Here is a 26,086-nt window from a genome sequence, read left to right on the forward strand (position 1 = left end):
CACCGGGCTGCGCGGCCTCGTCCAGCTCCTCGGGCACCGCGTAGTCGAAGAACTGATCGAGATGCAGCACCCCTTTGTTCACGACCACCCGCGCCACGGGCAACTCCCCCGCCAACGGCGCTCCCCGCCACGTCCGCGGCTTGGCGCGCGGGACCTTGGCGGCCCGCACGGTCTCCCGGATGAACGCGAGCTGCTCCGGCCCACCGCCCCCGGCAGACTCCTCGGCCTGCTCGTCGTCGCTGCTCACAGCCAAATTCTTACCAGACACCACTGACACCGCGGCCCGCCGCCGGATCTTGGTCCCGGCACGTCGACGGGGCGGGCCCCGGACACCAGCGGTGTCCGGGGCCCGCCCCGTCGATGTGCGTCGTACGCCTTACAGACCGGCCGCCGCGCGCAGGGCTTCCACGCGGTCCGTGCGCTCCCACGTGAAGTCCGGCTCCTCGCGGCCGAAGTGGCCGTACGCCGCCGTCTGGGCGTAGATCGGGCGGAGCAGGTCCAGGTCGCGGATGATCGCGGCCGGGCGGAGGTCGAAGACCGTGGCGATGGCCTGCTCGATCTTCTCGACGTCGACCGAGGCCGTGCCGAAGGTCTCGATGAACAGGCCCACCGGCTCGGCCTTGCCGATCGCGTACGCGACCTGCACCTCGCAGCGCGAGGCGAGGCCGGCGGCCACCACGTTCTTCGCGACCCAGCGCATCGCGTAGGCCGCCGAGCGGTCCACCTTCGACGGGTCCTTGCCCGAGAAGGCGCCGCCGCCGTGGCGGGCCATGCCGCCGTAGGTGTCGATGATGATCTTGCGGCCGGTGAGACCGGCGTCACCCATGGGGCCGCCGATCTCGAAGCGGCCGGTGGGGTTGACCAGCAGGCGGTAGCCCTCGGTCTCCAGCTTGATGCCGTCCTCGAGGAGCTGCTTGATCACGTGCTCGACGACGAACTCGCGGATGTCGGGTGCCAGCAGCGAGTCCAGGTCGATGTCCGACGCGTGCTGCGAGGAGACGACGACCGTGTCGAGGCGGACGGCCTTGTCGCCGTCGTACTCGATGGTGACCTGGGTCTTGCCGTCGGGGCGCAGGTACGGGATGGTCCCGTTCTTGCGGACCTCGGACAGGCGGCGCGAGAGCCGGTGCGCGAGGTGGATCGGGAGCGGCATCAGCTCGGGCGTCTCGTCGCAGGCGTAGCCGAACATCAGGCCCTGGTCGCCGGCGCCCTGCTTGTCCAGCTCGTCCTCCTCGCCTCCGACCCGCTTCTCGTAGGCGGTGTCGACGCCCTGGGCGATGTCGGGGGACTGCGCGCCGATGGACACCGAGACGCCGCAGGAGGCGCCGTCGAAGCCCTTCTTCGAGGAGTCGTAGCCGATTTCCAGCACCTTGTCGCGGACGAGCTTGGCGATGGGCGCGTAAGCCTTGGTGGTCACCTCGCCGGCCACATGCACCAGGCCGGTGGTGATCAGGGTCTCGACCGCCACCCGAGAGGTGGGGTCCTCCCTCAGGAGCGCGTCGAGAATGGTGTCGCTGATCTGGTCAGCGATCTTGTCAGGGTGACCTTCGGTCACAGACTCCGAAGTGAACAGACGGCGCGACACATCGCTCCCTGGGGTTGCAGCGGCTGCTGGCTAGATCCTTGGTGGAACGACCTGGGGAGCTGCGCCCCGCGTCGTTCCTCGGCCAGTTTATCCGGCCGACGGCACAGAAGGTCCAGACGTCTCGGACTGTGGGAGTGGTGTTGAGGGTGTCACTCCGTCCTGCGATACGACGATCGTCCCCCATCCCGACCTGGAACACCTGCTTTGAGCCGTTTTTATCCACCCGGAGGAGCGAACGAAGAATTAACTTCCCGTTCGTCTACGCGGAGCCGAGCAGGGGTACGACCAGATCCCAGACGGTGTCGGCGAGCACCTCCTTGGGACCGTACGGCACCGGTGTCTCGCCGCCGTCCGCGGCGAGGATCACCGCCTCGTTCTCCTCGGCGCCGAAGGTCTTGCGCTCCCCCACCTCGTTGACGACCAGCAGATCGCAGCCCTTGCGGCGCAGCTTCGCCCGGCCGTTCGCCAGCACGTCGTCCGTCTCGGCGGCGAAACCGACGATCACCTGTCCCGGCCCGGCCCGCTCGGCGCCGATCTCCGCGAGGATGTCCGGGTTGCGGACCAGCGCGATCGGGGCCGGCTCCTGGCCGTCCTTCTTCTTGATCTTGCCCGCGGCGTAGTCGGTGGGGCGGAAATCGGCCACGGCCGCGGCCATGACCACGGCGTCGGCGTCGGCTGCCGCCTTCAGGACGGCCTCGCGCAGTTGTACGGCGGTGCCGACGCGCACCATGTCGACGCCGGCCGGATCGGGCAGCCCGGTGTTGGCCTCGATGAGGGTGACGCGGGCGCCGCGGGCCGCCGCCGTACGGGCCAGGGCGTACCCCTGCTTCCCGGAGGAGCGGTTGCCGAGGAAGCGCACGGGGTCCAGCGGCTCACGGGTGCCGCCCGCGGAGACGACGACGTGCCGGCCGGCCAGGTCGGGCGCGGTCACGCCGCGCGCCAGGATCCGGCGGCAGACCTCGAAGATGGCGTCGGGGTCGGGCAGCCGTCCCTTGCCGGTGTCGACGCCGGTCAGGCGGCCGACGGCGGGCTCGATGACGACGGCTCCGCGCTCGCGCAGGGTCGCGACGTTCGCGCGGGTGGCCGGGTGTTCCCACATCTCGGTGTGCATGGCCGGGGCGAAGACCACCGGGCAGCGCGCGGTGAGCAGCGTGTTGGTCAGCAGGTCGTCCGCCTGGCCGTGGGCGGCCTTGGCCAGCAGGTCGGCGGTGGCGGGGGCGACGACGACGAGGTCGGCGGACTGGCCGATGCGCACGTGGGGCACCTCGTGGACGTCCGACCAGACCTGCGTGGAGACGGGCTGCCCGGAGAGCGCCTCCCAGGTCGCGGCGCCGACGAAGTGCAGGGAGGACGCGGTCGGTACGACCCGTACCTCATGGCCGGACTCGGTGAGCCGGCGCAGCAGCTCGCACGCCTTGTACGCGGCGATCCCGCCGCTCACCCCCAGGACGACCTTCGGCCTGCCGCCCGCCCGCCCCGACCGCTCCAGCTGATCCACCTGATCCACCGTGTCTCCCCGCGTTCGGACGGATTCGTCTCCCCCATGACACACCACAGGCCCGGCAGTCGCGCTGCCGGGCCTGTGGGAATAAGAACTGTCGCCGTTACTGCGCCGGGCCGTCGATGGCCTCGGACGTCAGCAGACCCGCGTTGATCTCACGCAGGGCGATCGAGAGCGGCTTCTCGTGGACGTGCGTGTCCACCAGGGGACCGACGTACTCGAGCAGGCCCTCGCCGAGCTGCGAGTAGTACGCGTTGATCTGACGCGCGCGCTTGGCCGCGTAGATCACGAGGCTGTACTTCGAGTCCGTGGCCTCGAGCAGCTCGTCGATCGGCGGGTTGATGATGCCCTCGGGCGTGGAAATGGAAGAGGACACTCTCTTGCCTTCCGAAGATAAATCAGGGAAATACAGGAAATACCGAGTGCTACCGACGGCTGCGCGAAAGCAGACAGGGGTCAGGCAACTGCCATCAAGGCTAGCAGCTCGCGCGCCACGTCCTCGACGGAGGTGTTCACCAGGCACACGTCGAACTCCGACTCGGCGGCCAGCTCCACCTTCGCGGCCGCCAGTCGGCGCTCGATCACCTCGGCGGACTCGGTGCCCCGGCCGGTCAGCCGGCGGACCAGCTCGTCCCAGCTCGGCGGAGCCAGGAAGACCAGCTGTGAGTCCGGCATCGAGTCCTGGACCTGCCGCGCGCCCTGGAGATCGATCTCCAGGAGTACGGGCTCGCCCGCCTCAAGGCGTTCGAGCACCGCGCGACGCGGCGTGCCGTAGCGGTTGCCCGCGAACTCCGCCCATTCCAGCAGCTCGCCGTTGGCGACCAGCTTGTCGAACTCCTCGTCGCCGACGAAGAAGTACTGGACGCCGTGGCGTTCGCCGGGACGCGGTTTTCTGGTGGTGGCCGACACCGAGAGCCATACCTCGGGGTGGACCTTGCGCATATGGGCGACGACCGTGCTCTTACCGACCCCCGAGGGGCCGGAGAGCACGGTCAGCCGCGGACGTGCCTCTGGTGCCATGCAGCGATTATCCAGGTTCCCGGGAGTGCCCGAGAACGTCAGGCGGCACCGCCGCCGAACTCGCGTTCGAGCGATGCGATCTGGTTGGAGCCGAGACCCCGCACACGCCGGCTCTCGGAGATGCCGAGCCGCTCCATGATCTGCTTGGCGCGGACCTTGCCCACGCCGGGCAGGGACTCAAGGAGGGCGGAGACCTTCATCTTCCCGATGACGTCGTTCTCCTGGCCCGTCTTGATGACGTCGTGGAGGGAAGCGCCGGAGTGCTTGAGTCGATTCTTGACCTCGGCCCGCTCCCGGCGAGCCGCGGCGGCCTTTTCGAGCGCGGCTGCGCGCTGTTCAGGGGTAAGGGGCGGAAGAGCCACGCCTACGTCACCTCGGATGTCGAACTGTCGGATACGGACCGGTGAGGAACTGGTTCGCCCCACACCAGGGCGAGCAACGAGCGATGCTTCCGCGCGTTGGCTCTCGACGGAGACTAGCGTTGAAGCAGGCTCTCGTCAGCGAGAACAGCCGAAAAGTCCTGGTCAGCATCGCTCGACCAGGACATTCCAGGCAAAACAACCCGCTTTTCTGCTGAGAACCGTGCCGGATCCACTCCGGATCGGTGTTCGACCCGCGTCAGCGCGCTCCGTCCGCCCCCTCGGCCGCGCCCTCGACCGCCGTCCGGACCTCGTCGCAGAACCGTTCCGCCGCCGCACGCAGGGCGTAAACATCCGGACCGTGACGGAGTACACCGCGGCTCACGCTCGGCACCACGTTTCCGACGGCCGCGCCGAACACCCCCGGAAGATCCGCGGGGGTCGCGCCCTGCGCCCCGATACCGGGGGCGAGGAGCGGACCGTTGATGCCGAGATTCACCCCGGCCTCGCCGAGGGTCGCCCCGACGACGGCGCCGACCGAACCGAGCGGCGTCACCCCGGCGTTCTCCGCGGCCGCGTGATCGAGCATCAGCTGCGCGACCGAGGGACCGCCGGCGGTGGTGGCCCGCTGGACCTCGGCGCCCTCCGGGTTGGAGGTGAGCGCGAGCACGAAGAGACCGGAGCCGCTGACGCGTGCCGCGTCCAGGGCGGGCCGCAGCGAACCGAAGCCGAGGTACGGCGAGACCGTGACGGCGTCCGAGAAGAGCGGGCTGTCCTTGTCGAGGTACGTCTCGGCGTACGCGGCCATGGTGGAGCCGATGTCGCCGCGCTTGGCGTCCATCAGGACGAGCGCGCCGGCGGCTCGCGCCTCGGCGACCGCCTTCTCCAGGACGGCGACACCGCGCGAGCCGAACCGCTCGAAGAACGCCGACTGCGGCTTCAGTACGGCGACACGGTCGGCGAGCGCCTCGACGACCGTCCGTGTGAAGGCCGTCAGGCCCGCGACGTCGTCGCTCAGACCCCAGGCGTGCAGCAGCGAGCTGTGGGGGTCGATGCCCACGCAGAGCGGCCCACGGGTGTCCATGGCGAGGCGCAGGCGCGCCCCGAAGGGCTCCCGCCCGGCCTCGGCGGCGGTGGCGTTCACGCGTGCGCCTTCCTGGTGTCGGCGCCGACGGCGTCGGCGAGGGTGGCGTGGTCGCTGGTGGCCAGCCGGGCGGCGAGCCCCTTGTGGATGCCGCGGCTCCAGAACGGGCCCTGGTAGATGAAGGCGCTGTAGCCCTGGACGAGCGTCGCGCCCGCCAGGATCCGCTGCCAGGCGTCCTCCGCGTTCTCGATGCCTCCCACGCCGACCAGGGTGATCCGGTCGCCCACACGCCCGTACAGGCGCCTGAGGACCTCCAGCGAGCGCGCCTTGAGGGGCGCTCCGGACAGGCCGCCGGTCTCGGCGAGCAGGGACGGGGCCGTCTTCAGGCCGAGGCCGTGCCGCGCGATGGTGGTGTTGGTGGCGATGATGCCGTCCAGGCCCAGCTCGACGGCCAGGTCGGCGACGGCGTCGATGTCGTCGTCGGCGAGGTCGGGCGCGATCTTGACCAGCAGGGGGACCCGCCGCTCCGTGACGACACGGTCGGCGGCCTCGCGTACGGCCGTCAGGAGCGGGCGCAGCTGGTCGACGGCCTGGAGGTCGCGCAGGCCCGGGGTGTTGGGGGACGAGACGTTCACCACGAGGTAGTCGGCGTGGGCGGCCAGGCGCTCGGTCGACGTCACGTAGTCGCCGATCGCCCCGTCGTCCGCGACGGCCTTGGTCTTGCCGATGTTGACGCCGACCGTCGTACGGAAGATCGCCCGGCGGGTGGCGAGGCGCAGGGCGATGGTGGCCGATCCGTCGTTGTTGAAGCCCATGCGGTTGATCAGCGCCCGGTCGGCGGGCAGCCGGAACAGCCGCTGCCGGGGGTTGCCCGGCTGCGGCCGGCCGGTGACCGTGCCGATCTCGACGTGGTCGAAGCCGAGCATGGTCATGGCGTCGACGGCGACGGCGTTCTTGTCGAAGCCGGCGGCGAGTCCGAAGGGGCCGTGCATCCGCAGCCCGAAGGCCTCGGTGCGCAGCTCCTTGTAACGGGGCGCGAGCGCCGCGGCGACGAAGGTGCGCAGCACCGGGACGCGGACGACGAGCCGGATCCAGCGGAAGGCCAGCTGGTGGGCCTGCTCCGGGTCCATCCGTAGGAAGAAGAGGCGGAAGAAGAGTCGGTACATGGGAGCAGGCTCCTCCTAGTCCTCGCGGGCGGCGATGAGGTGCTGGGCGTGTTCCTGGAGTGAACGGACGCCGACGTCGCCGTGGTTGAGGGCGTCGATGCCCTGGACGGCCGCCGCGAGCGCCTGCACCGTCGTCAGGCAGGGGACGCCGCGCGCCACGGCGGCCGTACGGATCTCGTAGCCGTCGAGCCGGCCACCGGTGCCGTACGGGGTGTTGACGATGAGGTCGACCTCGCCGTCGTGGATGAGCTGGACGATGGTCTTCTCGCCGTTCGGTCCTGTGCCCTCGAACTGCTTGCGCACGATGGTGGCGTTGATGCCGTTGCGCCGCAGGACCTCGGCGGTACCGGAGGTGGCGAGCAGTTCGAAGCCGTGCGCGACGAGTTCACGCGCGGGGAAGATCATCGAGCGCTTGTCGCGGTTGGCGACGGAGATGAAGGCGCGGCCCTTCGTGGGAAGCGGGCCGTACGCCCCCGCCTGCGACTTGGCGTACGCCGTGCCGAAGACGGAGTCGATGCCCATGACCTCGCCGGTGGAGCGCATCTCCGGGCCGAGGACGGTGTCGACGCCGCGTCCGTGGATGTCGCGGAAGCGCGACCACGGCATGACGGCCTCCTTGACGGAGATCGGCGCGTCCATGGGCAGGGTGCCACCGTCGCCGTTGGCGGGCAGCAGCCCCTCCGTACGGAGGCCGGCGATCGTGGCGCCCAGGGAGATCCGGGCGGCGGCCTTGGCCAGCGGCACGGCGGTGGCCTTGGAGGTGAAGGGCACGGTGCGCGAGGCGCGCGGGTTGGCCTCCAGGACGTAGAGGATGTCCCCGGCCAGCGCGAACTGGATGTTGATCAGGCCTCGCACGCCGACTCCGCGCGCGATGGCCTCGGTGGAGGCGCGCAGCCGCTTGATGTCGAAGCCGCCGAGGGTGATCGGGGGCAGGGCGCACGCCGAGTCGCCGGAGTGGATGCCGGCCTCCTCGATGTGCTCCATGACGCCGCCGAGGTACAGCTCCGTGCCGTCGTAGAGCGCGTCGACGTCGATCTCGATGGCGTCGTCGAGGAAGCGGTCCACCAGGACGGGCCGGGTGGGGCTGATCTCGGTGGACTCGGCGATGTACGAGGAGAGACGGGTCTCGTCGTACACGATCTCCATGCCGCGTCCGCCGAGCACGTACGAGGGGCGGACCAGGACGGGATAGCCGATCTCGTCGGCGATGGCCTTGGCCTCGTGGAAGGTGGTGGCCGTGCCGTGCTTGGGCGCGGGCAGGCCGGCCTCGGCGAGGACGCGGCCGAAGGCGCCCCGGTCCTCGGCGGCGTGGATCGCCTCCGGGGGCGTGCCGACGACCGGGACGCCGTTGTCCTTGAGCGCCTGGGCGAGACCGAGCGGTGTCTGGCCGCCGAGTTGGACGATGACGCCCGCGACGGGTCCGGCCAGCGTCTCCGCGTGGACGATCTCCAGGACGTCCTCCAGGGTGAGCGGCTCGAAGTAGAGCCGGTCGGAGGTGTCGTAGTCGGTGGAGACGGTCTCCGGGTTGCAGTTGACCATCACGGTCTCGTAGCCCGCCTCGCTCAGCGCGAAGGAGGCGTGCACGCAGGAGTAGTCGAACTCGATGCCCTGGCCGATGCGGTTGGGGCCGGAGCCGAGGATGATCACGGCGGGCTTCTCGCGCGGTGCGACCTCGCTCTCCTCGTCGTAGGAGGAGTAGAAGTACGGGGTCTTGGCGGCGAATTCGGCGGCGCAGGTGTCGACCGTCTTGTAGACGGGGCGCACGCCCAGCGCGTGCCGTACCTCGCGTACGACGTCCTCGCGCAGCCCCCGGATCTCGGCGATCTGGGCGTCGGAGAAGCCGTGGCGCTTGGCTTCGGCGAGGAGTTCGGGGTCGAGCCGGTCGGCGGCGGCGAGCTCGTCCGCGTACTCCTTGATCAGGAAGAGCTGGTCGACGAACCACGGGTCGATCTTCGTCGCTTCGAAGATCTCCTCCTGGCTCGCCCCGGCGCGGACGGCCCGCATGACGGTGTTGATCCGGCCGTCGGTGGGGACCTTGGCCAGCTCCAGCAGATCGGCCTTGTCGCCCGGCTCGCCGGTGAAGGCGAACTGGCTGCCCTTCTTCTCCAGCGAGCGCAGCGCCTTCTGCAGCGCCTCGGTGAAGTTACGGCCGATGGCCATGGCCTCGCCCACCGACTTCATGGTGGTGGTGAGGGTGGCGTCGGCGGCGGGGAACTTCTCGAAGGCGAAGCGCGGGACCTTCACCACGACGTAGTCGAGGGTCGGTTCGAAGGACGCCGGGGTCTTCTCGGTGATGTCGTTGGGGATCTCGTCCAGCGTGTAGCCGACGGCGAGGCGCGCGGCGATCTTGGCGATCGGGAAGCCGGTGGCCTTGGAGGCGAGCGCGGAGGAGCGCGAGACGCGGGGGTTCATCTCGATGACGATGATCCGGCCGTCGACCGGGTCGACGGCGAACTGGATGTTGCAGCCGCCGGTGTCGACGCCGACCTCGCGGATGATCGCGATGCCGATGTCGCGCAGCCGCTGGTACTCCCGGTCGGTGAGGGTCATCGCGGGCGCGACGGTGATGGAGTCGCCGGTGTGGACGCCCATCGGGTCGAAGTTCTCGATGGAGCAGACGACCACGACGTTGTCGTTCCTGTCGCGCATCAGCTCCAGTTCGTACTCCTTCCAGCCGAGGATGGACTCCTCCAGGAGCACCTCGGTGGTCGGCGAGAGCATCAGGCCCTGTCCGGCGATCCGGCGCAGCTCGTCCTCGTCGTGGGCGAAGCCGGAGCCGGCGCCGCCCATGGTGAAGGAGGGGCGTACGACGACGGGGTAGCCGCCCAGTTCCTCGACGCCCGCCAGGATGTCGTCCATCGAGTGGCAGATGACGGAGCGGGCGGACTCGCCGTGGCCGATCTTGGCGTGGACGGCCTCGACGACGCCCTTGAAGAGTTCGCGGTCCTCGCCCTTGTTGATGGCCTCGACGTTGGCGCCGATGAGCTCGACGCCGTACTTCTCCAGGACGCCGTTCTCGTGCATGGAGATCGCGGTGTTGAGCGCGGTCTGGCCGCCGAGGGTGGGCAGCAGCGCGTCGGGGCGCTCCTTGGCGATGATCTTCTCGACGAACTCGGGCGTGATCGGCTCGACGTACGTGGCGTCGGCGATCTCCGGGTCGGTCATGATCGTGGCCGGGTTGGAGTTGACGAGGATGACGCGCAGGCCCTCGGCCTTGAGGACGCGGCAGGCCTGGGTGCCCGAGTAGTCGAACTCGGCCGCCTGGCCGATGACGATCGGACCCGAGCCGATGACGAGGACGGACCGGATATCGGAGCGCTTAGGCACGCTGGCCCTCCATCAGGGATACGAAGCGGTCGAAGAGGTACGCGGCGTCGTGCGGGCCGGCGGCCGCCTCGGGGTGGTACTGGACGCTGAAGACCGGCCGGTCGAGCAGCCTGAGCCCCTCGACCACGTTGTCGTTGAGGCAGACGTGGGAGACCTCGGCGCGGCCGTAGGGGGTGTCGGAGATCTGGTCGAGCGGGGCGTCGACGGCGAACCCGTGGTTGTGCGCGGTGACTTCGACCTTGCCGGTGGAACGATCCTGCACCGGCTGGTTGATTCCGCGATGCCCGTACTTGAGCTTGTACGTCCCGAACCCCAGTGCGCGGCCCAGGAGTTGATTGCCGAAGCAGATGCCGAAGAGCGGTGTGCCGCGCTCCAGCACGCCCTTGACCACGGTGAGGTCGGCGGTGGCGGGGTCGCCGGGACCGTTGGAGAGGAACACGCCGTCGGGCGCGACCGCGTACACGTCGTCGACGGTGGCGGTGGCGGGCAGGACGTGCACCTCGATGCCGCGCTCGGCCAGCCGCCGCGGGGTCATGCCCTTGATGCCGAGGTCGACGGCGGCGACGGTGAAGCGCTTGGTGCCGACGGCCGGGACGACGTACGCCTCGGTGGTGGCGACCTCCGCGGACAGGTCTGCGCCCTTCATCAGGGGCGCCTCCTTCACACGCGCGGTCAGCGTCGCGTCATCCGTGAGGAGGCCGCCCGCGAGCGCGTCGCCGGAGAAGATGCCGACGCGCATCGCGCCGCGCTCGCGCAGATGGCGGGTGAGCGCGCGGGTGTCGATGCCGCTGATGCCGACGATGCCCTGGCTCACCAGCTCCTCGTCCAGGGAGCGCCGGGAGCGCCAGTTGGACGGGGTGCGGGCGGGGTCGCGTACGACATAGCCGGCGACCCAGATCCGGCGGGACTCGTCGTCCTCGTCGTTGACGCCGGTGTTGCCGATGTGCGGGGCGGTCATGACGACGACCTGGCGGTGGTACGAGGGGTCGGTGAGGGTTTCCTGGTAGCCGGTCATGCCGGTGGAGAACACCGCCTCGCCGAAGGTCTCCCCCACGGCCCCGTAGGCACGGCCGCGGAAACTCCGGCCGTCCTCCAGGACGAGTACGGCGGGAGCCGCTGCGGCTCCCCGGGTGGAGAGGGTCATCGTGCGGTGCCTTCCGTCGTGAGTGGTGCGGCGTCGGTCGCGGTGGCCGACGCGTCCGTGGTGGGAGCGTCGTTCGCGGTCGCAGCGTCGTTCGTCGTGATCGCCTGGTTCATGAGGTTGATCGCCTCGACCCAGGCCGTGTGCTCCGCCGCGCGGTCGGAGCGGAACCCGGAGTCGAGCAGCCGGTCGCCGTGCTGCCAGGTGAGGATCAGCAGTCCGCCCTCGGCGAGGACCTTGCCCGCGATGCCCTTGTCGAGCCGGGCGGCGCGCAGTTGGCCCGCCGGGACGAAGAAGTCGGTGGCCCCGGGCCGTACGACGTCCACACCCGCGTCGGTGAGCGTGAGCTCCACCCGGCTGCGGGCGCCGAGGCCGCGGGCGACGATCCGGTCCAGCCACTGACCGGCGGTGGTGGAGCCGTGGTAGCGGCCGCTGAGCCGCAGCCTCACGTCCTCGTCGGCGACCGGCGCCTCCGGCGCCTGAGGCAGCTCCGGCAGGTCGGACTGCAGGCTCCCGCGCCACTTCCAGCCCTGGCGCATCAGCCAGTACACGAAGGCGACGAACAGGAGCAGACCCACCACCCAGCCGATGCGGGCGGCCCAGTCGGTCACATCCGCCGACTTCTGCTCGGCGGCCAGATTGATCAGTACAGCGCTCACGCCAGATTCCCGTCGACGACCGTGGCACGGCCCCGCAGGAAGGTGTGGGTGACGCGTCCCGGCAGCTCACGGCCCTGGTAGGGGGTGTTACGGCTGCGGGAGGCGAAGCCCGCGGGGTCCACCACTCCACGGTAAGCGGGATCGACGAGGGTGAGGTTGGCGGGCTCACCTGCCGAGACGGGACGGCCGTGGCCGGTGAGCCGGCCGATCTGCGCGGGCCGTACCGACATCCGGTCGGCGACGCCCGCCCAGTCGATGAGGCCGGTGTCGACCATCGTGTGCTGGACGACGGAGAGCGCGGTCTCCAGGCCGACCATGCCCATGGCCGCCGCGGCCCACTCGCAGTCCTTGTCCTCGTGCGGGTGCGGGGCGTGGTCGGTGGCGACGCAGTCGATCGTGCCGTCCGCCAGGGCCTCGCGCAGCGCGAGGACGTCGGCCTCGGTGCGCAGCGGCGGGTTCACCTTGTAGACGGGGTTGTAGGACCGTACGAGCTCGTCCGTCAGCAGCAGGTGGTGCGGGGTGACCTCGGCGGTGACGTTCCAGCCCTTGGACTTGGCCCAGCGGACGATCTCGACGGAACCGGCCGTGGAGAGATGGCAGATGTGGACGCGGGAGCCGACGTGGGCGGCCAGCAGGACGTCACGGGCGATGATCGACTCCTCGGCGACGGCGGGCCAGCCGCCGAGCCCGAGCTCCGAGGAGACGATGCCCTCGTTCATCTGGGCGCCCTCGGTGAGCCGGGGCTCCTGGGCGTGCTGGGCGATGACGCCGTCGAATGCCTTCACGTACTCCAGGGCCCGGCGCATGATCACCGCGTCGTCCACGCACTTGCCGTCGTCGGAGAAGACCCGCACACCGGCGGCCGAGTCGTGCATGGCGCCGAGTTCGGCGAGCTGCTTGCCCTCCAGGCCGACGGTGACGGCGCCGACGGGCTGCACGTCGCAGTAGCCGGACTCGCGGCCGAGCCGCCAGACCTGCTCGACGACGCCGGCGGTGTCGGCGACGGGGAAGGTGTTGGCCATGGCGTGCACGGCGGTGAAGCCGCCGATCGCGGCGGCCCTGGTGCCGGTGAGGACGGTCTCGGAGTCCTCGCGGCCGGGCTCGCGCAGATGGGTGTGCAGGTCGACCAGGCCGGGCAGCAGGATCTGCCCCTCGGCCTCCACGACGGTGGCGTCGCCGGCGTCGATACCGACACCCACCCGCTCGACGACCGTGCCGTCGATGAGCACGTCGCGCGCTTCGCCGCCGAGCACCTTGGCGCCACGGATCAGGATCTTGCTCATGGTTACTTGCTCTCCTCGGTGGCGGACGACGCGCGGGAATGGGTGACGGCGGGCTCGTTGCCGCCAAGAAGCAGGTACAGGACGGCCATGCGCGTCGAAACGCCGTTGGCGACCTGCTCGACGGCCGTGCAGCGGTCGGAGTCGGCGACCTCGGCGGTGATCTCCATGCCCCGGTTCATCGGGCCGGGGTGCATGACGATCGAGTTCTCGGGCATCCGGGCCATCCGCTCACCGTCGAGCCCGTAGCGCCGCGAGTACTCGCGCTCGGTCGGGAAGAAGGCGGCGTTCATCCGCTCGCGCTGGACCCGGAGCATCATCACGGCGTCGGACTTGGGCAGCACCTGGTCCAGGTCGTACGAGACCTCGCACGGCCACTTCTCGACGCCGATCGGCACCAGGGTCGGCGGGGCGACGAGTGTGACCTGGGCGCCGAGCGTGTGCAGCAGCAGGACGTTGGAGCGGGCGACGCGGCTGTGCAGGATGTCGCCGACGATCGTGATGCGGCGGCCTTCGAGGTCCCGGCCGATGCCCGCGTCGGCGCCGACCAGCCTGCGGCGGATCGTGAAGGCGTCGAGCAGCGCCTGCGTGGGGTGTTCGTGGGTGCCGTCCCCCGCGTTGATGACGGCGCCGTCGATCCAGCCGGAGTTGGCGAGCCGGTACGGGGCGCCCGAGGAGCCGTGCCGGATGACGACGGCGTCGGCGCCCATCGCCTCCAGCGTCAGCGCGGTGTCCTTGAGCGACTCTCCTTTGGAGACCGACGAGCCCTTGGCCGAGAAGTTGATGACATCGGCGGACAGGCGCTTGGCGGCCGCCTCGAAGGAGATACGCGTACGGGTCGAGTCCTCGAAAAAGAGGTTGACGACCGTACGGCCGCGCAGCGTCGGCAGCTTCTTGATGGGCCGGTCGGCGACCCGGGCCATCTCCTCGGCGGTGTCGAGGATCAGGACGGCGTCGTCGCGGGTCAGGTCGGCGGCGGAGATGAGATGGCCGGGGGTACGGGGGCTTGCCCCTGTGAGGCGCAGCATCGGGTGTGCTCCGTTGTGTGGAGGTGGCTCTGGGTTCCGGGGTGTCCCCCGGGCGGGCACGGCGGCGTCGGGGCGCGACGACGCGCGGGCGGGGCCGGTACGGGCCCCCGGCGTACGGAGGGGCCGACTACTGCTCGGCCGGGTCGGGCTTCCGCAGGCCGAGCAGCACGGTGTCGCGGCCGTCCTCCTCGGCGAGCTGGACCTTGACCGTCTCGCGCAGAGAGGTGGGGAGGTTCTTGCCCACGTAGTCGGCGCGGATGGGCAGTTCGCGGTGGCCCCGGTCGACGAGGACGGCGAGCTGGACCGCGCGTGGCCGGCCGATGTCGCCCAGCGCGTCGAGGGCGGCGCGGATCGTGCGGCCGGAGAAGAGCACGTCGTCCACGAGGACGACGAGCTGTCCGTCGACGCCGTCGGCCGGGATGTCGGTGCGGGCCAGCGCGCGGGCGGGTCGCATGCGCAGGTCGTCGCGGTACATCGTGATGTCGAGGGAACCGACCGGGATCTTGCCACCGGTGATCTCTTCGAGCTTGTCGGCCAGCCGCCGGGCCAGGAAGACGCCGCGGGTGGGGATGCCGAGCAGAACCACGTCGTCGGCGCCCTTGGCGCGTTCGACGATCTCGTGGGCGATACGGGTCAGTGCCCGCGCGATGTCGGGCGCCTCGAGGACGGGGCGGGCGGCATCAGAGCTGTGCGTGTCCATAAGAAACGGACCTCCTTCTCCGCCTCACGGGACGGACGTTAAAGGACGTCGGATTTGCGCCGTCGACATTACCAGGTCCGGCGGCCTTTTCCGGACTTGTGGAGGGGCGCGTCCGGATCATTCGGCTTGACGCATCCAAGTCACGCTGCGTAACCTCACAGTGAGTTACCAGCCACGCGGCGGAGCCGCAGATTGTCCCAGCGTCCGGGGAGCCTTATGTCCAGCGAATACGCAAAGCAGCTCGGGGCCAAGCTCCGCGCCATCCGCACCCAGCAGGGCCTCTCCCTCCATGGCGTGGAGGAGAAGTCCCAGGGCCGTTGGAAGGCCGTGGTGGTGGGGTCGTACGAGCGCGGCGACCGCGCGGTGACCGTACAGCGCCTCGCCGAGCTGGCCGATTTCTACGGTGTGCCGGTGCAGGAGCTGCTGCCGGGCACGACGCCGGGCGGGGCCGCCGAGCCGCCGCCGAAGCTCGTCCTGGACCTGGAGCGTCTCGCCCATGTCCCGCAGGAGAAGGCCGGCCCGCTCCAGCGCTACGCGGCGACCATCCAGAGCCAGCGCGGCGACTACAACGGCAAGGTGCTGTCGATCCGCCAGGACGACCTGCGCACCCTCGCGGTGATCTACGACCAGTCGCCCTCGGTCCTCACCGAGCAGCTGATCAGCTGGGGCGTGCTGGACGCGGACGCGCGCCGCGCCGTGGCCCACGACGAGGGCTGACCGCCCCGGTACAGAACAGCAGAAACGTCACATCCGTAGGGGCGGCCCGCAGTCGGCGGGCCGCCCCTGCGGCATGTCCGGGGTCGGGGTCGTACAGCAGTCCGGGAGGCGGTGGGCGGGTCCGGGCCTCCTCGCGGCGCCCACGGCCCTTCCAGGGCGCCGCCAGGAGTCGCCTGGGCGGTCCTGGAGGAGATCCGCGCCGACGGTGCCACGCGGCGCCCGCACGCGCGTGCGGAGGGCGACCACGGGCTCTGCCGAGGGCATCGGGCCGCGTTCGGCGGCGTACGGCTCCTGGCCCGCCCCGAGGCGGCACTGCGGGCGACGAGGGCCGACGGGGCGTCCTTGGCCGTGTGGCCGCGCTCGTGCCGGTCGACCGAGAGAGATGTCACTCCGCGCACCAAACAGGTCGAACGCGGGTACGGGCGGAGGGACGGGCGCACCGGGCCCGCGTCACCCGGACGGCCCAGTCGGGGATGATCGAAATACCGGCCGCCGATCAGGCGTCCGCAGGACGGAGCTTCCCGCGCCGGGCCGAAGCCGCCGCGACGTCATACGCGCACGGGAGCGCGCAGCCCGGCGGTCAACGCGGTGCGTGGCGTCCGAGGAAACGCAGCTCGCCGATCGACAGCCCGGCGCTGTGCCGCTTCTTCGGGCAACTCCCGTGCCGGGACGGCGAGTACGGCCCTGGCGAAGAAGCAGCAGGCCGCGAGCGGCCGCGATAACGGCCGCTCGGACCGGGCGGCGCAGCACGGTTGGGCGAAAGGTCTGCCCAGGGGCTCCGGTGGTGGTGGGCCCACGTCAGAGATGGGGCGGTGGCGGACCGGCATGGTGAGCGCGCGGTCGGGCATCCACGGCAGGCCGTACTCACCACGCCGGACGGGCCGCGTGTGCGGTGCGTCCGGCGCTCCGAGGAACCCTCGCGGTACATCGCAAAGCGGAGGATCGGCCTCGTACCGGGCGTACTCGGCCGACTCCGACAACACGGCGAGGTGCCGTACCAGACGCCGCGGGCCAGGCGAGACTTCGAAGACACGGCCTAGGCCCCGTCCGGCGGATCTTCGGGGCCCCCGAAGACCCGCCGGACAGAACCTAGTCGGCGCGGAGCAGGCTCGGCTTGAGGTCCTTGAAGCGGCCGAGGAGGCCGTTCACGAACGACGGTGAGTCGTCGGTGGAGAACTCCTTGGCGAGCTGTACCGCCTCGTCGATCACCACGGCGTCGGGCGTTCCGTCCACCCACACCAGTTCGTACGTGCCCAGCCGCACGATGTTCCGGTCGACGACCGGCATCCGGTCGAGCGTCCAGCCCACCGAGTAGGTGGTGATGAGTTCGTCGATCCGCTCGGCGTACTGCGCGTACCCCTCGACGAGTTCCATCGTGTATTCGCTGACCGGCGGCTGGCGGTCGTCGGTCCGGGCGTGCCGGAGCCAGTCCGCGAGGACCGTCTGCACGGGCGCCCCGCGCTGGTCGGCCTCGAAAAGGATCTGGAAGGCGCGCTTACGGGCCTTGTTGCGGGCAGCCACGGTTAGCTGTTCACCCGGCCGAGGTACTCACCGGAGCGCGTGTCGACCTTGATCTTCTCGCCGGTCGTGATGAAGAGCGGGACACCGATCTCGTAACCGGTCTCCAGCTCGGCGGGCTTGGAGCCGCCGGTGGAGCGGTCGCCCTGCACGCCGGGGTCGGTGTGCTTGATGACCAGCTCGACGGCGGCGGGCAGCTCGACGTAGAGCGCGCTGCCCTCGTACATCGCCACCGTGGCCTCGAAGCCCTCCAGCAGGAAGTTCGCGGCGTCGCCGACGACCTCCCGGCTGATGTGGATCTGGTCGTAGGTGCCCATGTCCATGAAGACGAAGTACTCGCCGTCCATGTATGAGAACTGCATGTCGCGGCGGTCGACGCTGGCCGTCTCGACCTTCACGCCGGCGTTGAAGGTCTTGTCGACGACCTTGCCGGAGAGCACGTTCTTCAGCTTGGTGCGCACAAAGGCCGGGCCCTTGCCGGGCTTGACGTGCTGGAACTCGACGACGGACCAGAGCTGGCCAGAGTCGAGCTTGAGCACCATGCCGTTCTTGAGGTCGTTCGTGGAAGCCACGGTTGCGGAATCTCCTGGACTGAAGCTGGGTGGGACCACGGGTGCGCGCCACCGCCGCGACCGGCGAAAACGTGCCGGAAGCACTAGAGCGCGAGCAGTTCCTTGGTCGTAATGGTGAGTAGCTCGGGTCCGCCGTCCGCCTCGGGGCGGACGACGAGCGTGTCATCGATCCGGACACCGCCCCGGCCCGGGAGGTGGACCCCCGGTTCGACGGTGACCGGCACACAAGCGTCCAGTTTACCCATGGCAGCGGGTGCCAACTGCGGGTCCTCGTCGATTTCGAGCCCCACACCGTGTCCGGTACGGGCCGCGAGCCCTTCGCCGTACCCCGCCGACTCCAGCGGCTGACGGGCCGCGCGGTCCACGTCGCGATAGGCGGTACCGGGCGTCAGAGCCTCCCGACCTGCCCGTTGTGCTGCGAACACCAGGTCGTACAGGTCGATCTGCCAGTCGGCGGGCGACGAGCCGATAACAAAGGTGCGGCCGATCTCGCAACGGTATCCGTGGTAGTTGGCGCCGAGGCGAACGGAGAGGAAATCTCCCTCCTCGACCCTGCGGTCCGAGGGACGGTGACCGGGGCGGCCCGCGTTCGGTCCGGTGGCGACGGAGGTACGGAAGGCCGGTCCGTCGGCGCCGTGGTCGACCAGGCGCCGCTCCAGTTCCAGGGCGAGATGGCGCTCGGTGCGGCCGACGAGGATCGATTCGAGCAGTTCGCCCAGTGCCTGGTCGGAGATCTCGGCGGCGATCCGCAGATGGGAGATCTCCTCCTCGTCCTTGACCGTCCGCTGCTGTTCCACGGTGCGGCCGAGGTCGGCGAGGAGGAGCCGGGGCGCCACCGAGTGGATGGCACGGTGCCGGGCGACGGTCAGATGGTGTTCCTCGACGGCGAGGGTGCGGGCAGTGGCCGGGTCGACGAGGTCCGCGGCGGCGACGGCCGGATCGCCCGTCGTGGTGGGCAGCACGCTGAGCCGCAGCCCGTCGTCGGGGCGGCCGTCGGCGGGGTCGCCGGTGGGGGTGCGGGGGCAGAGCAGTACGTCGCGCTGGTCGGCGACGCCGAGCAGCAGGACGGCGCCCGGTGGCGCGCCGCCGGCGAGATAGCGGACGTTGGCGGGCAGTGACACCAGGGCGGCATCGCTGCCGGCCGCGGAGCACCGGTCGCGCAGCCGCCCGCGACGGACCGCATACACCTCTGACATGTATCGAGCCTATGAGCGCGGGCCCGGCTCGGCGCGGTCGGCGCGTCCGACCGAGGCGGAGTGCGACCCGGCCCCGTCCGGCCGATCACCGCCGGCCGGCGCCTCCGGGGGCGCCGAAAGAGCGTCCGGCGGCCGAAGGGGCGCCCGGCGTTCCGGCTACCAGGCCGGCGGGCTCGCGATCGAACGGGCGAGTACGTCGTCCAGCACCCGGGCCGTCGTCTCGACGTCGTACTTCGAGTTGTCGATGATCGGCAGTCCGGAGCCGTACCAGCCGGCCATCCGGCCGTGGATGCCCGCCACTTCCTCGTCCGAGAGTCTGCGGTTGCCGCTGCGCTCCGCGTTCCGCTCCAGGACGATCTCCAGGCCGGGCAGCAGGACCACGGGCAGCAGGCCGGGGCCGACGTGGCGCTTCCAGCCGCCGAGTCCGACGACCGGGCGGTCCGGGAAGACCGCGTCGTCGAGGATGCAGGAGATCCCGTTGGCGAGGAAGTTACGGGCGGCGAAGCCGCAGGTGCGGCGGGCGAGGCGGTACTGCGCCTCGGAGTGCTCGTTCCAGCCGGACTGCGGGTCGGCGAAGCCGGAGCAGACCCATTCGCGTACGTCGTCGAGGCTGATGTGCGCGGTGGGGACCTGACGGCGGGCCGCCCAGTGCCGGGCGACGGTCGTCTTGCCCGCGCCGGCGGGGCCGATCAGCAGGACGGCCAGCGTGGCGGCGCCCGTACCGCTGTCGGCGAGGTGCGGCACGGGTATGGGAACCGGCCCGCCCGGCGGCAGTTGGACGTGCCCGGTCGAGTCCGGCGCCGCCTGGACCGGGGGGCCCTGTGGGGGCACGGGGGCCCCCGGGATCCGCTGGGGGCCGGTGGACCGGCCGGACGGCGGCCCCTGCGGCGGACGCGGTCCGCCCGGCGGGTGCTGATGCGGGTGCGGGTGCTGGTGCTGGTGCGGTGTGCCGGGCTGAGGCGGTCCCTGATGCCCGCCCGGAGGCGGCTGGGCGCCGTACGGCGCCGCGCCCGGTGCGGGCGGCTGCCCGTAGGGCGCGGGCGGACCGGCCGGCGGGCCGGAGTGCGGTGGCGGACCGTGGGGCGGGGAGCCGTGTGCCCACGCGCCCGCTCCCTGCCCGCCCGCTCCGTGCGCCGACCCATGGGGAGGCGGCAGCGGAGCCCCCACTGCGTGCTGCATCCGGTGCCACTCCGTCTCGTACGTCTTGACGCTGATCGCTCGGCCGACAGGCCGACTCGCCCCCGAACGGTACCGTTCCCGCCCGCCTCCGTAAGAACGCCGGAAGCCCGCTCCGAGTGCCCGGCGGCCCGTTCGGGCTTCCCCGTACAGCCGTCGTCAGCCGTCCAGTTCCTCGGCGACCGCGCGCAGCGCCAGTCGGTAGGAGCCGATGCCGAACCCCGCGATCGTGCCACTGGCGACCGCCGCGACCACCGACGTGTGGCGGAATTCCTCGCGTGTGTACGGGTTTGAGATGTGCACCTCGATCAGCGGCGCGGTGCGCTGCGCCGCGGCGTCCCGCATTCCGTACGAATAGTGGGTGAAAGCCCCGGGGTTGAGCACGACCGGGATCGATCCGTCGGCCGCCTCGTGCAGCCAGCGGATCAGCTCGCCCTCGTCGTTCGTCTCGCGTACGTCGACCGCCAGCCCCAGTTCCTTGCCCGTCGACTGGCAGGTCTCCACAAGACCGGCGTACGAGACGGAGCCGTACACGTCCGGCTCGCGGGAACCGAGGCGGCCCAGGTTGGGGCCGTTGAGCACGAGGACCCGACGAGTCACTCGGACACCTCCCCGTACGCGGCGAGCAGCACGGCCGGGTCCGGTCCCTCCAGCACGGTCGGCTTGGCCAGACCGTCGAGGACGATGAAACGCAGCAGGTCACCACGGGACTTCTTGTCGACCTTCATGGTCTCCAGCAGCTTGGGCCACTGGTCGCCGCGGTAGGTCAGCGGCAGTCCCACGGACTTCAGGACGGCGCTGTGCCGTTCGGCCGTGGCGTCGTCGAGCCGGCCCGCGAGGCGGCCCAGTTCGGCGGCGAAGACCATGCCGATGGAGACGGCCGCGCCGTGCCGCCATTTGTAGCGTTCGTTCTTCTCGATGGCGTGGGCGAGCGTGTGCCCGTAGTTGAGGATCTCGCGTACGCCGGACTCCTTGAGGTCGTTGGACACGACCTCGGCCTTGACCCGGATGGAGCGCTCGATCAGCTCGGAGGTGTGCGGTCCGGCTGGGGTGCGGGCGCCTTCGGGGTCGGACTCGACCAGATCGAGAATGGCCGGATCGGCGATGAAACCCGCCTTGATGATCTCGGCCATGCCGCTCACGTAGTCGTGCACGGGCAGCGAGTCGAGCGCCGCGAGGTCGCAGAGCACCCCGGCGGGCGGGTGGAAGGCGCCCACGAGGTTCTTGCCCTCGGCGGTGTTGATGCCGGTCTTGCCGCCGATCGCCGCGTCGACCATGCCGAGGACGGTCGTCGGTACGGCGATCCAGCGCACGCCGCGCAGCCAGGTCGCGGCGACGAAGCCCGCGACATCGGTGGTGGCGCCGCCGCCGACGCCGACGATGACGTCGCTGCGGGTGAAGCCGGTCTGTCCGAGGGCCTTCCAGCAGTAGGCGGCGACCTCGACGGTCTTGGCCTCCTCGGCGTTCGGCAGCTGGATGGCGACCGCCTCGTACCCCTGGTCGGCCAGGTCCCGGCGCAGCGTCTCACCGGTCTCGGCGAGCGATTCCGGGTGCAGCACGGCGACGCGCTTGGCCTGGTTGCCGATGAGTACGGGCAGCTCGCCCAGCAGCCGCCGGCCGACCAGCACCTCGTACGGGTCGTGGCCCGCGGTGCCACCGACCTGGATACGGGTGACCGGCTGGTCCTGGTCCGTCGTCATGCGTGGTTCTCCTTGCCGGGGGCCTTGCCGGGGGTGGCGGACGGATCGGCGTCGGGGGCGGCTCCTGGGACGGCCGCCGCGCCCAGTTCCAGCGCCTCGATGACGGCTTCGGCGACCTCTTCGGGTGCCCGCTCGTCGGTCGGGACGACCGCGCGCGCGACCTCCGTGTAGAGGGGGCGCCGCTCCTCCATCAGCAGCTTCCACTGCTGGCGGGGGTTGATGGCGAGCAGCGGGCGGGCCAGGCCCAGACCGGTGCGCCTCACCGCCTCGTTCGCCTCCATCGAGAGATAGACGACGGGCAGGCCCGCGAGCAGTTCACGGGTGTCCTGGTCGAGGACCGCTCCGCCGCCGAGCGCGACGACACCGGAGTGTTCGGCGAGCGCGGTCCGTACGGCGGCCCGCTCCAGCTCGCGGAAGTGCTGCTCGCCGTCGTCGAAGAAGATGGCCGAGATCTCGCGGCCCTCGGCGGCGACGATGTCCGCGTCGGTGTCCCGGTACTCGGTGTCGAGGCGTTCGGCGAGCAGCGCGCCGACGGTGGTCTTGCCGACCCCCATGGGGCCGACCAGGACGATCAGCGGGCCGCTCATCGGATCACCAGGTTCTCAAGGTACGACTCGACGTTGCGCCGGGTCTCGGGGACGCTGTCGCCGCCGAACTTCTCGGCCACCGCGTCGGCGAGGGTCAGCGCGACCATGGCCTCAGCGACGATGCCCGCCGCCGGCACCGCGCAGACGTCGGAGCGCTGGTGGTGCGCCTTGGCGGCCTCACCGGTGGCGACGTCGATGGTGGCGAGCGCGCGGGGCACGGTCGCGATGGGCTTCATCGCGGCCCGTACGCGCAGCAGTTCACCCGTCGTCAGACCGCCCTCGGTGCCGCCGGAGCGGCCCGAGGCGCGCCTGATGCCCTCGTCGGTGACCAGGATCTCGTCGTGGGCCCGGGAGCCGGGCACCCGGGCGAGGCCGAAGCCGTCGCCGACCTCGACGCCCTTGATGGCCTGGATGCCCATGAGGGCGGCGGCGAGCCGGGCGTCGAGCCTGCGGTCCCAGTGGACGTGCGAGCCGAGGCCGACGGGCACGCCGTACGCCAGCACCTCGACCACACCGCCGAGGGTGTCACCGTCCTTGTGGGCCTGGTCGATCTCGGCGACCATCGCCTCGCTCGCCTCGGGGTCCAGGCAGCGCACGGGGTCGGCGTCGAGCCGCGCCACGTCGCCGGGCGTCGGGTACACGCCGTACGGGGCCTTGGCGGTGGCCAGTTCGACGACGTGGGACACGATCTCGATCCCGGCCGTCTCCTTCAGGTAGGAGCGCGCGACCGCGCCGAGCGCGACCCTGGCCGCCGTCTCGCGGGCGCTCGCGCGCTCCAGGATCGGCCGGGCCTCGGACGCTCCGTACTTCTGCATGCCCGCGAGGTCGGCGTGGCCGGGGCGCGGGCGGGTCAGGGGCTCGTTACGGGCGAGTCCGGCCAGGATCTCGGGGTCGACCGGGTCGGCGGACATGACCTGTTCCCACTTGGGCCACTCGGTGTTGCCGACCATGATCGCGACCGGCGATCCCATGGTCAGACCGTGCCGTACGCCGCCGAGGAAGGTGACCTCGTCGCGCTCGAACTTCATGCGCGCGCCGCGTCCGTAGCCGAGGCGCCGCCTGGCGAGGTGATCGCCCACGATCTCCGTGGTGATCGGCACACCCGCGGGAAGGCCCTCCAGCGTCGCGACGAGTGCGGGTCCGTGGGACTCCCCCGCTGTCAGCCAGCGCAACCTGCTCAACGGTGCTCCTCGGTAATTCTCGACAACTTCGACGGTACGACTGCGGTACGCATCCTCGGGTCCCGATCCTGCCATGACCGGACACCCGGTCCGTGACTCCGTCCAGCCTGCGGATACCCGTGCGGCCGATTGGCGGGCGGCGGCGGGCCGTCAGTCCTGGTGGGCCCCGAGCGCCTGCTCGCCGGCCTCGCGCATCACTGCGAGCGGGGCGGGCGCGCGGCCGGTCATCAGCTCGACCTGGAGGACGGCCTGGTGCACGAGGAGGTCGAGACCGCCGACCACGGGGCCTCCCTGGGCGGACCAGGCGGCGGCGAGCGCGGTGGGCCAGGGGTCGTAGAGCACGTCGAAGAGGGTGCCCGGACGGCCGGGGACGCGGGGCGCGAGTTCGTCGGTGGCGCCGGCGGGGGTCGTCGCGATCACCAGCGGCGCGTCGAGCGCGTCGGCCGCCTCCGACCAGTCGGCGGTACGTACGTCGACACCGAGCCGTTCCCCCCAGCCGCGCATCTCGGCGGCGCGGGCCCGGCTGCGTACGTAGGCGGTGACGGGGCCCTCGCAGACGCGGGAGAGCGCGGCGAGCGCGGACGACGCCGTCGCCCCGGCGCCGAGGACGGCCGCCGACTCCACCGCGGTGACGCCGCGCTCGCGCAGGGCGGCGAGCATGCCGGGGATGTCGGTGTTGTCGCCCGTGCGCCGGCCGTCGCCGTCGATGACGACGGTGTTGACGGCCTCCACCGACGCCGCAGTCTCGCCGACCCGGTCGAGCAGCGGGATGACGGCCCGCTTGAGCGGCATGGTCAGCGAAAGGCCGGCCCAGGACGGGTCGAGGCCGGTCAGGAACGCGGGGAGCTGTGCCTCGGCCACTTCGAAGCGGTCGTAGGACCAGTGGGTGAGGCCCAGTTCCGCGTACGCCGCCCGGTGCAGCACCGGGGAGAGCGAGTGCGCGATGGGCGACCCGAGGACGGCCGCCCTGCGCTCGGTGGTTCTAGTCGTTCGCATTCTTCCGTCGCTCGTTGAACTTGGCGACCAGCTTCTCGTGCTCGGCCAGGGTCTTGGTGAATTCGGTGGTCTTGCCGTCGATGGAGATGAAGAACATCCACGCGCCCGGGTCGGGTGCCTTCGTGGCGTTCAGCGCGTCGGCGCCCGGATTTCCGATCGGACCCGGCGGAAGACCCTTGTGGAAGTACGTGTTGTACGGGTCGGGGTTGGTCCTGATCTCCGCCGTGGAGATGTCGATCTCGCTCTCGTTCTTCAGATAGTTGAACGCGGAGTCGAATTCGAGCTTCTGGTTGGTGGCCGTGTTCGTCGGCTTGAGCCTGTTGAAGACGACGGACGCCATCTTCTTGAAGTCGTCGTGCGTCATGCCTTCGGCCTGCACCAGGCTGGCGACGGTGACGACGTCGAGCGGCGATTCGAGACCGAGCTCCTCGGCCGACTTCTCGAGGTCGTACTTCTTGTACTCCTGGTTGGAGCGCGCGACCATCTGCTTGAGGACGTCCTCGGGCTTGGTCTTCTCACCGATGTCGTAACGCGCGGGATAGAGGAATCCTTCGAGCGGATCCTTTATGTTCTTGTCGTCGTCGGCCCAGTCGGGCAGACCGAGTTTATCGGCTTCCGCCTTGGCCACGTCCGCGGTGGTACCGGGGTCGAGCTTGAGCTTCGTGTCGATGAATTCGTACACCTTGACGGCACGTGTGCCCTCGGCGATGGTCAGCGAATTCAGGTTGGCCGGGTTGGTCATCAACTCGACCGCGGCCTTGGCCGCCATTTCCTTCTTCATCGGGTAGACACCGGGCTGGATGGCCTTGCCCTTGGGGTGCTCACCGGCCGCGTCGACGAATGCCTGGGCGCTTTTCACCACGCCGGCCTTCTTCAGCAGGCCGCCCATTTCGGCGAGGCCGGCTCCCTGCGGGATCTCGACCTGGACGGAGCCCGTACCGGCGCCCGCGAAGTCGGCCGGCGGGCCGAAGCGCTCCTGCCAGAACGTGTACGCGTAGTACCCGCCGCCGGCCGCGCCCGCGACCAGGACGAGGGAGGCCACGAGGCAGGCGCTGCCACCACGGCGCTTCTTCTTCGACTTGCCACGGCGGTCGCGTCCGCCGCCTCCGCCGCGCCGGCCGTCGTCCTCGTCGTCGTACTCGCGGTCGTCGTCCCGGTCACGGTCACGATCGTCACGGTCGTCGTCGCGGCGGTCGCGGTCACGATCGTCGCGGTCGTCGCCGGTGAAGAAGGGGTGCGTCTCCTCGGGCTGCGGGCCGTCCCAGTCGTTCTCGGGCTGGACCGGGGCCGGGGCAGGGGGCGGAGGCGCGGGCTCCGGCTCGCGGCGCCCCGGGGGGCGGGGTGGCGGGTACGCCTCGGAGGTGCCGTACCGGTCGGGGCTCTCGCCGCCGTAGCCGGCGCCCTGCCGGCCCGCGTAGGGGTCGCCCGGGTTCTCGCCGTACGGCACGCCCGCCTGCTGGCCGGTGTCCCAACCGGCGCCGTACTGGGGGTTGTTGGGCTGCTGGCCGGTGTACTGCTGGTTGCCGTACCGCGGATCGTCGTACTGCTGCTGCGGGTACTGGGGCTGCTGGTGCTGAGGGTGTTGCTGCTGCT

The 26,086-nt window shown here is 70.9% G+C and carries 24 protein-coding genes and 1 pseudogene; 1 reads left to right on the forward strand and 24 read right to left on the reverse strand.

The annotated features are described in order from the left end of the window. The 14 genes and pseudogenes from P3L51_RS22180 to pyrR form a co-directional block, all read right to left on the reverse strand. Nucleotides 1-247, reverse strand: a pseudogene (locus P3L51_RS22180) (primosome assembly protein PriA); the annotation flags it as partial. Between the two features lie 129 nt (nt 248-376). Beyond that, nucleotides 377-1,585: a methionine adenosyltransferase gene (gene metK, locus P3L51_RS22185; RefSeq protein ID WP_354607028.1), complete on the reverse strand. Its 1,209-nt coding sequence runs from the start codon at nt 1,583-1,585 to the stop codon at nt 377-379. 259 nt (nt 1,586-1,844) lie between these two features. Continuing rightward, complete coding sequence (gene coaBC / locus P3L51_RS22190) at nt 1,845-3,092, reverse strand: bifunctional phosphopantothenoylcysteine decarboxylase/phosphopantothenate--cysteine ligase CoaBC (RefSeq protein WP_354607029.1); 1,248 nt, start codon at nt 3,090-3,092, stop codon at nt 1,845-1,847. Nucleotides 3,093-3,189: 97 nt separating this feature from the next. After that, complete coding sequence (rpoZ, locus tag P3L51_RS22195) at nt 3,190-3,462, reverse strand: DNA-directed RNA polymerase subunit omega (protein WP_023542989.1); 273 nt, start codon at nt 3,460-3,462, stop codon at nt 3,190-3,192. An 80-nt stretch (nt 3,463-3,542) separates the two neighbouring features. Continuing rightward, nucleotides 3,543-4,106 (reverse strand): guanylate kinase, encoded by a 564-nt coding sequence (gmk, locus tag P3L51_RS22200; RefSeq protein WP_354607030.1) that lies wholly within the window; start codon nt 4,104-4,106, stop codon nt 3,543-3,545. Between the two features lie 38 nt (nt 4,107-4,144). Further along, entirely contained in the window at nt 4,145-4,468 is a 324-nt protein-coding gene (locus tag P3L51_RS22205; protein WP_354607031.1) for an integration host factor, read from the reverse strand. 256 nt (nt 4,469-4,724) lie between these two features. Then, the gene (gene pyrF, locus P3L51_RS22210; RefSeq protein WP_354607032.1) at nt 4,725-5,609 is read right to left on the reverse strand and encodes an orotidine-5'-phosphate decarboxylase; all 885 of its coding nucleotides are present in this window, start codon (nt 5,607-5,609) and stop codon (nt 4,725-4,727) included. After that, nucleotides 5,606-6,715, reverse strand: coding sequence for a quinone-dependent dihydroorotate dehydrogenase (locus tag P3L51_RS22215; protein WP_354607033.1), 1,110 nt, complete (start codon nt 6,713-6,715; stop codon nt 5,606-5,608). Before P3L51_RS22215 ends, pyrF begins: the two co-directional genes overlap by 4 nt. Nucleotides 6,716-6,730: 15 nt before the next feature. Continuing rightward, entirely contained in the window at nt 6,731-10,042 is a 3,312-nt protein-coding gene (carB, locus tag P3L51_RS22220) for a carbamoyl-phosphate synthase large subunit (protein ID WP_354607034.1), read from the reverse strand. Beyond that, nucleotides 10,035-11,186, reverse strand: coding sequence for a glutamine-hydrolyzing carbamoyl-phosphate synthase small subunit (gene carA, locus P3L51_RS22225; protein ID WP_354607035.1), 1,152 nt, complete (start codon nt 11,184-11,186; stop codon nt 10,035-10,037). Before carA ends, carB begins: the two co-directional genes overlap by 8 nt. Continuing rightward, complete coding sequence (locus P3L51_RS22230; protein ID WP_354607048.1) at nt 11,183-11,827, reverse strand: PH-like domain-containing protein; 645 nt, start codon at nt 11,825-11,827, stop codon at nt 11,183-11,185. The genes carA and P3L51_RS22230 overlap by 4 nt, the downstream gene beginning before the upstream one ends. An 11-nt stretch (nt 11,828-11,838) precedes the next feature. After that, the gene (locus P3L51_RS22235; protein WP_354607036.1) at nt 11,839-13,125 is read right to left on the reverse strand and encodes a dihydroorotase; all 1,287 of its coding nucleotides are present in this window, start codon (nt 13,123-13,125) and stop codon (nt 11,839-11,841) included. A gap of 2 nt (nt 13,126-13,127) precedes the next feature. Beyond that, on the reverse strand, nt 13,128-14,150 hold the full coding sequence (locus tag P3L51_RS22240; protein ID WP_354607037.1) for an aspartate carbamoyltransferase catalytic subunit: 1,023 nt from the start codon (nt 14,148-14,150) through the stop codon (nt 13,128-13,130). Between the two features lie 127 nt (nt 14,151-14,277). Continuing rightward, nucleotides 14,278-14,850 (reverse strand): bifunctional pyr operon transcriptional regulator/uracil phosphoribosyltransferase PyrR, encoded by a 573-nt coding sequence (gene pyrR / locus P3L51_RS22245; RefSeq protein ID WP_354607038.1) that lies wholly within the window; start codon nt 14,848-14,850, stop codon nt 14,278-14,280. A gap of 216 nt (nt 14,851-15,066) precedes the next feature. Here pyrR and bldD point away from each other — a divergent pair, with 216 nt between their 5' ends. Then, nucleotides 15,067-15,567 (forward strand): transcriptional regulator BldD, encoded by a 501-nt coding sequence (gene bldD, locus P3L51_RS22250; protein WP_023542978.1) that lies wholly within the window; start codon nt 15,067-15,069, stop codon nt 15,565-15,567. A 1,089-nt stretch (nt 15,568-16,656) separates the two neighbouring features. Here the strand turns inward: bldD and nusB are convergent. The 10 genes from nusB to mltG form a co-directional block, all read right to left on the reverse strand. After that, a complete protein-coding gene (gene nusB / locus P3L51_RS22255) occupies nt 16,657-17,088 on the reverse strand; it encodes a transcription antitermination factor NusB (protein WP_354607039.1) in 432 nt (143 codons plus the stop codon). A gap of 2 nt (nt 17,089-17,090) precedes the next feature. Continuing rightward, nucleotides 17,091-17,657 (reverse strand): elongation factor P, encoded by a 567-nt coding sequence (efp, locus tag P3L51_RS22260; RefSeq protein WP_354607040.1) that lies wholly within the window; start codon nt 17,655-17,657, stop codon nt 17,091-17,093. A gap of 83 nt (nt 17,658-17,740) precedes the next feature. After that, nucleotides 17,741-18,853, reverse strand: coding sequence for an aminopeptidase P family protein (locus tag P3L51_RS22265; protein WP_354607041.1), 1,113 nt, complete (start codon nt 18,851-18,853; stop codon nt 17,741-17,743). A gap of 156 nt (nt 18,854-19,009) precedes the next feature. Continuing rightward, nucleotides 19,010-20,032 (reverse strand): AAA family ATPase, encoded by a 1,023-nt coding sequence (locus P3L51_RS22270; RefSeq protein ID WP_354607042.1) that lies wholly within the window; start codon nt 20,030-20,032, stop codon nt 19,010-19,012. 156 nt (nt 20,033-20,188) lie between these two features. Further along, nucleotides 20,189-20,629 (reverse strand): type II 3-dehydroquinate dehydratase, encoded by a 441-nt coding sequence (aroQ, locus tag P3L51_RS22275; RefSeq protein WP_023542973.1) that lies wholly within the window; start codon nt 20,627-20,629, stop codon nt 20,189-20,191. Next, a complete protein-coding gene (aroB, locus tag P3L51_RS22280; RefSeq protein ID WP_354607043.1) occupies nt 20,626-21,729 on the reverse strand; it encodes a 3-dehydroquinate synthase in 1,104 nt (367 codons plus the stop codon). Before aroB ends, aroQ begins: the two co-directional genes overlap by 4 nt. Continuing rightward, on the reverse strand, nt 21,726-22,316 hold the full coding sequence (locus tag P3L51_RS22285; protein ID WP_354607044.1) for a shikimate kinase: 591 nt from the start codon (nt 22,314-22,316) through the stop codon (nt 21,726-21,728). The genes aroB and P3L51_RS22285 overlap by 4 nt, the downstream gene beginning before the upstream one ends. Beyond that, complete coding sequence (aroC, locus tag P3L51_RS22290) at nt 22,313-23,497, reverse strand: chorismate synthase (RefSeq protein ID WP_354607045.1); 1,185 nt, start codon at nt 23,495-23,497, stop codon at nt 22,313-22,315. Before aroC ends, P3L51_RS22285 begins: the two co-directional genes overlap by 4 nt. Before the next feature lie 150 nt (nt 23,498-23,647). Next, the gene (locus P3L51_RS22295) at nt 23,648-24,493 is read right to left on the reverse strand and encodes a shikimate dehydrogenase (protein WP_354607046.1); all 846 of its coding nucleotides are present in this window, start codon (nt 24,491-24,493) and stop codon (nt 23,648-23,650) included. Then, on the reverse strand, nt 24,480-26,086 hold a 1,607-nt coding region (gene mltG / locus P3L51_RS22300), incomplete at its 5' end, for an endolytic transglycosylase MltG (protein ID WP_354607047.1). The genes P3L51_RS22295 and mltG, both read right to left, overlap by 14 nt.

Origin of the sequence: Streptomyces panacea (assembly GCF_040560175.1) — a bacterium.
In the GTDB taxonomy this organism is placed as follows: Bacteria; Actinomycetota; Actinomycetes; order Streptomycetales; family Streptomycetaceae; genus Streptomyces; species Streptomyces panacea.

What these genes read in the sequence shown, in the direction of transcription:
- gmk (WP_354607030.1), bottom strand. Translation starts at nt 4,106, where the DNA reads ATGGCACCAGAGGCACGTCCGCGGCTGACCGTGCTCTCCGGCCCCTCG.
- P3L51_RS22215 (WP_354607033.1), bottom strand. Translation starts at nt 6,715, where the DNA reads ATGTACCGACTCTTCTTCCGCCTCTTCTTCCTACGGATGGACCCGGAG.
- carA (WP_354607035.1), bottom strand. Translation starts at nt 11,186, where the DNA reads ATGACCCTCTCCACCCGGGGAGCCGCAGCGGCTCCCGCCGTACTCGTC.
- P3L51_RS22235 (WP_354607036.1), bottom strand. Translation starts at nt 13,125, where the DNA reads ATGAGCAAGATCCTGATCCGTGGCGCCAAGGTGCTCGGCGGCGAAGCG.
- P3L51_RS22240 (WP_354607037.1), bottom strand. Translation starts at nt 14,150, where the DNA reads ATGCTGCGCCTCACAGGGGCAAGCCCCCGTACCCCCGGCCATCTCATC.
- pyrR (WP_354607038.1), bottom strand. Translation starts at nt 14,850, where the DNA reads ATGGACACGCACAGCTCTGATGCCGCCCGCCCCGTCCTCGAGGCGCCC.
- bldD (WP_023542978.1), top strand. Translation starts at nt 15,067, where the DNA reads ATGTCCAGCGAATACGCAAAGCAGCTCGGGGCCAAGCTCCGCGCCATC.
- P3L51_RS22265 (WP_354607041.1), bottom strand. Translation starts at nt 18,853, where the DNA reads ATGTCAGAGGTGTATGCGGTCCGTCGCGGGCGGCTGCGCGACCGGTGC.
- P3L51_RS22270 (WP_354607042.1), bottom strand. Translation starts at nt 20,032, where the DNA reads ATGCAGCACGCAGTGGGGGCTCCGCTGCCGCCTCCCCATGGGTCGGCG.
- aroB (WP_354607043.1), bottom strand. Translation starts at nt 21,729, where the DNA reads ATGACGACGGACCAGGACCAGCCGGTCACCCGTATCCAGGTCGGTGGC.
- P3L51_RS22285 (WP_354607044.1), bottom strand. Translation starts at nt 22,316, where the DNA reads ATGAGCGGCCCGCTGATCGTCCTGGTCGGCCCCATGGGGGTCGGCAAG.
- P3L51_RS22295 (WP_354607046.1), bottom strand. Translation starts at nt 24,493, where the DNA reads ATGCGAACGACTAGAACCACCGAGCGCAGGGCGGCCGTCCTCGGGTCG.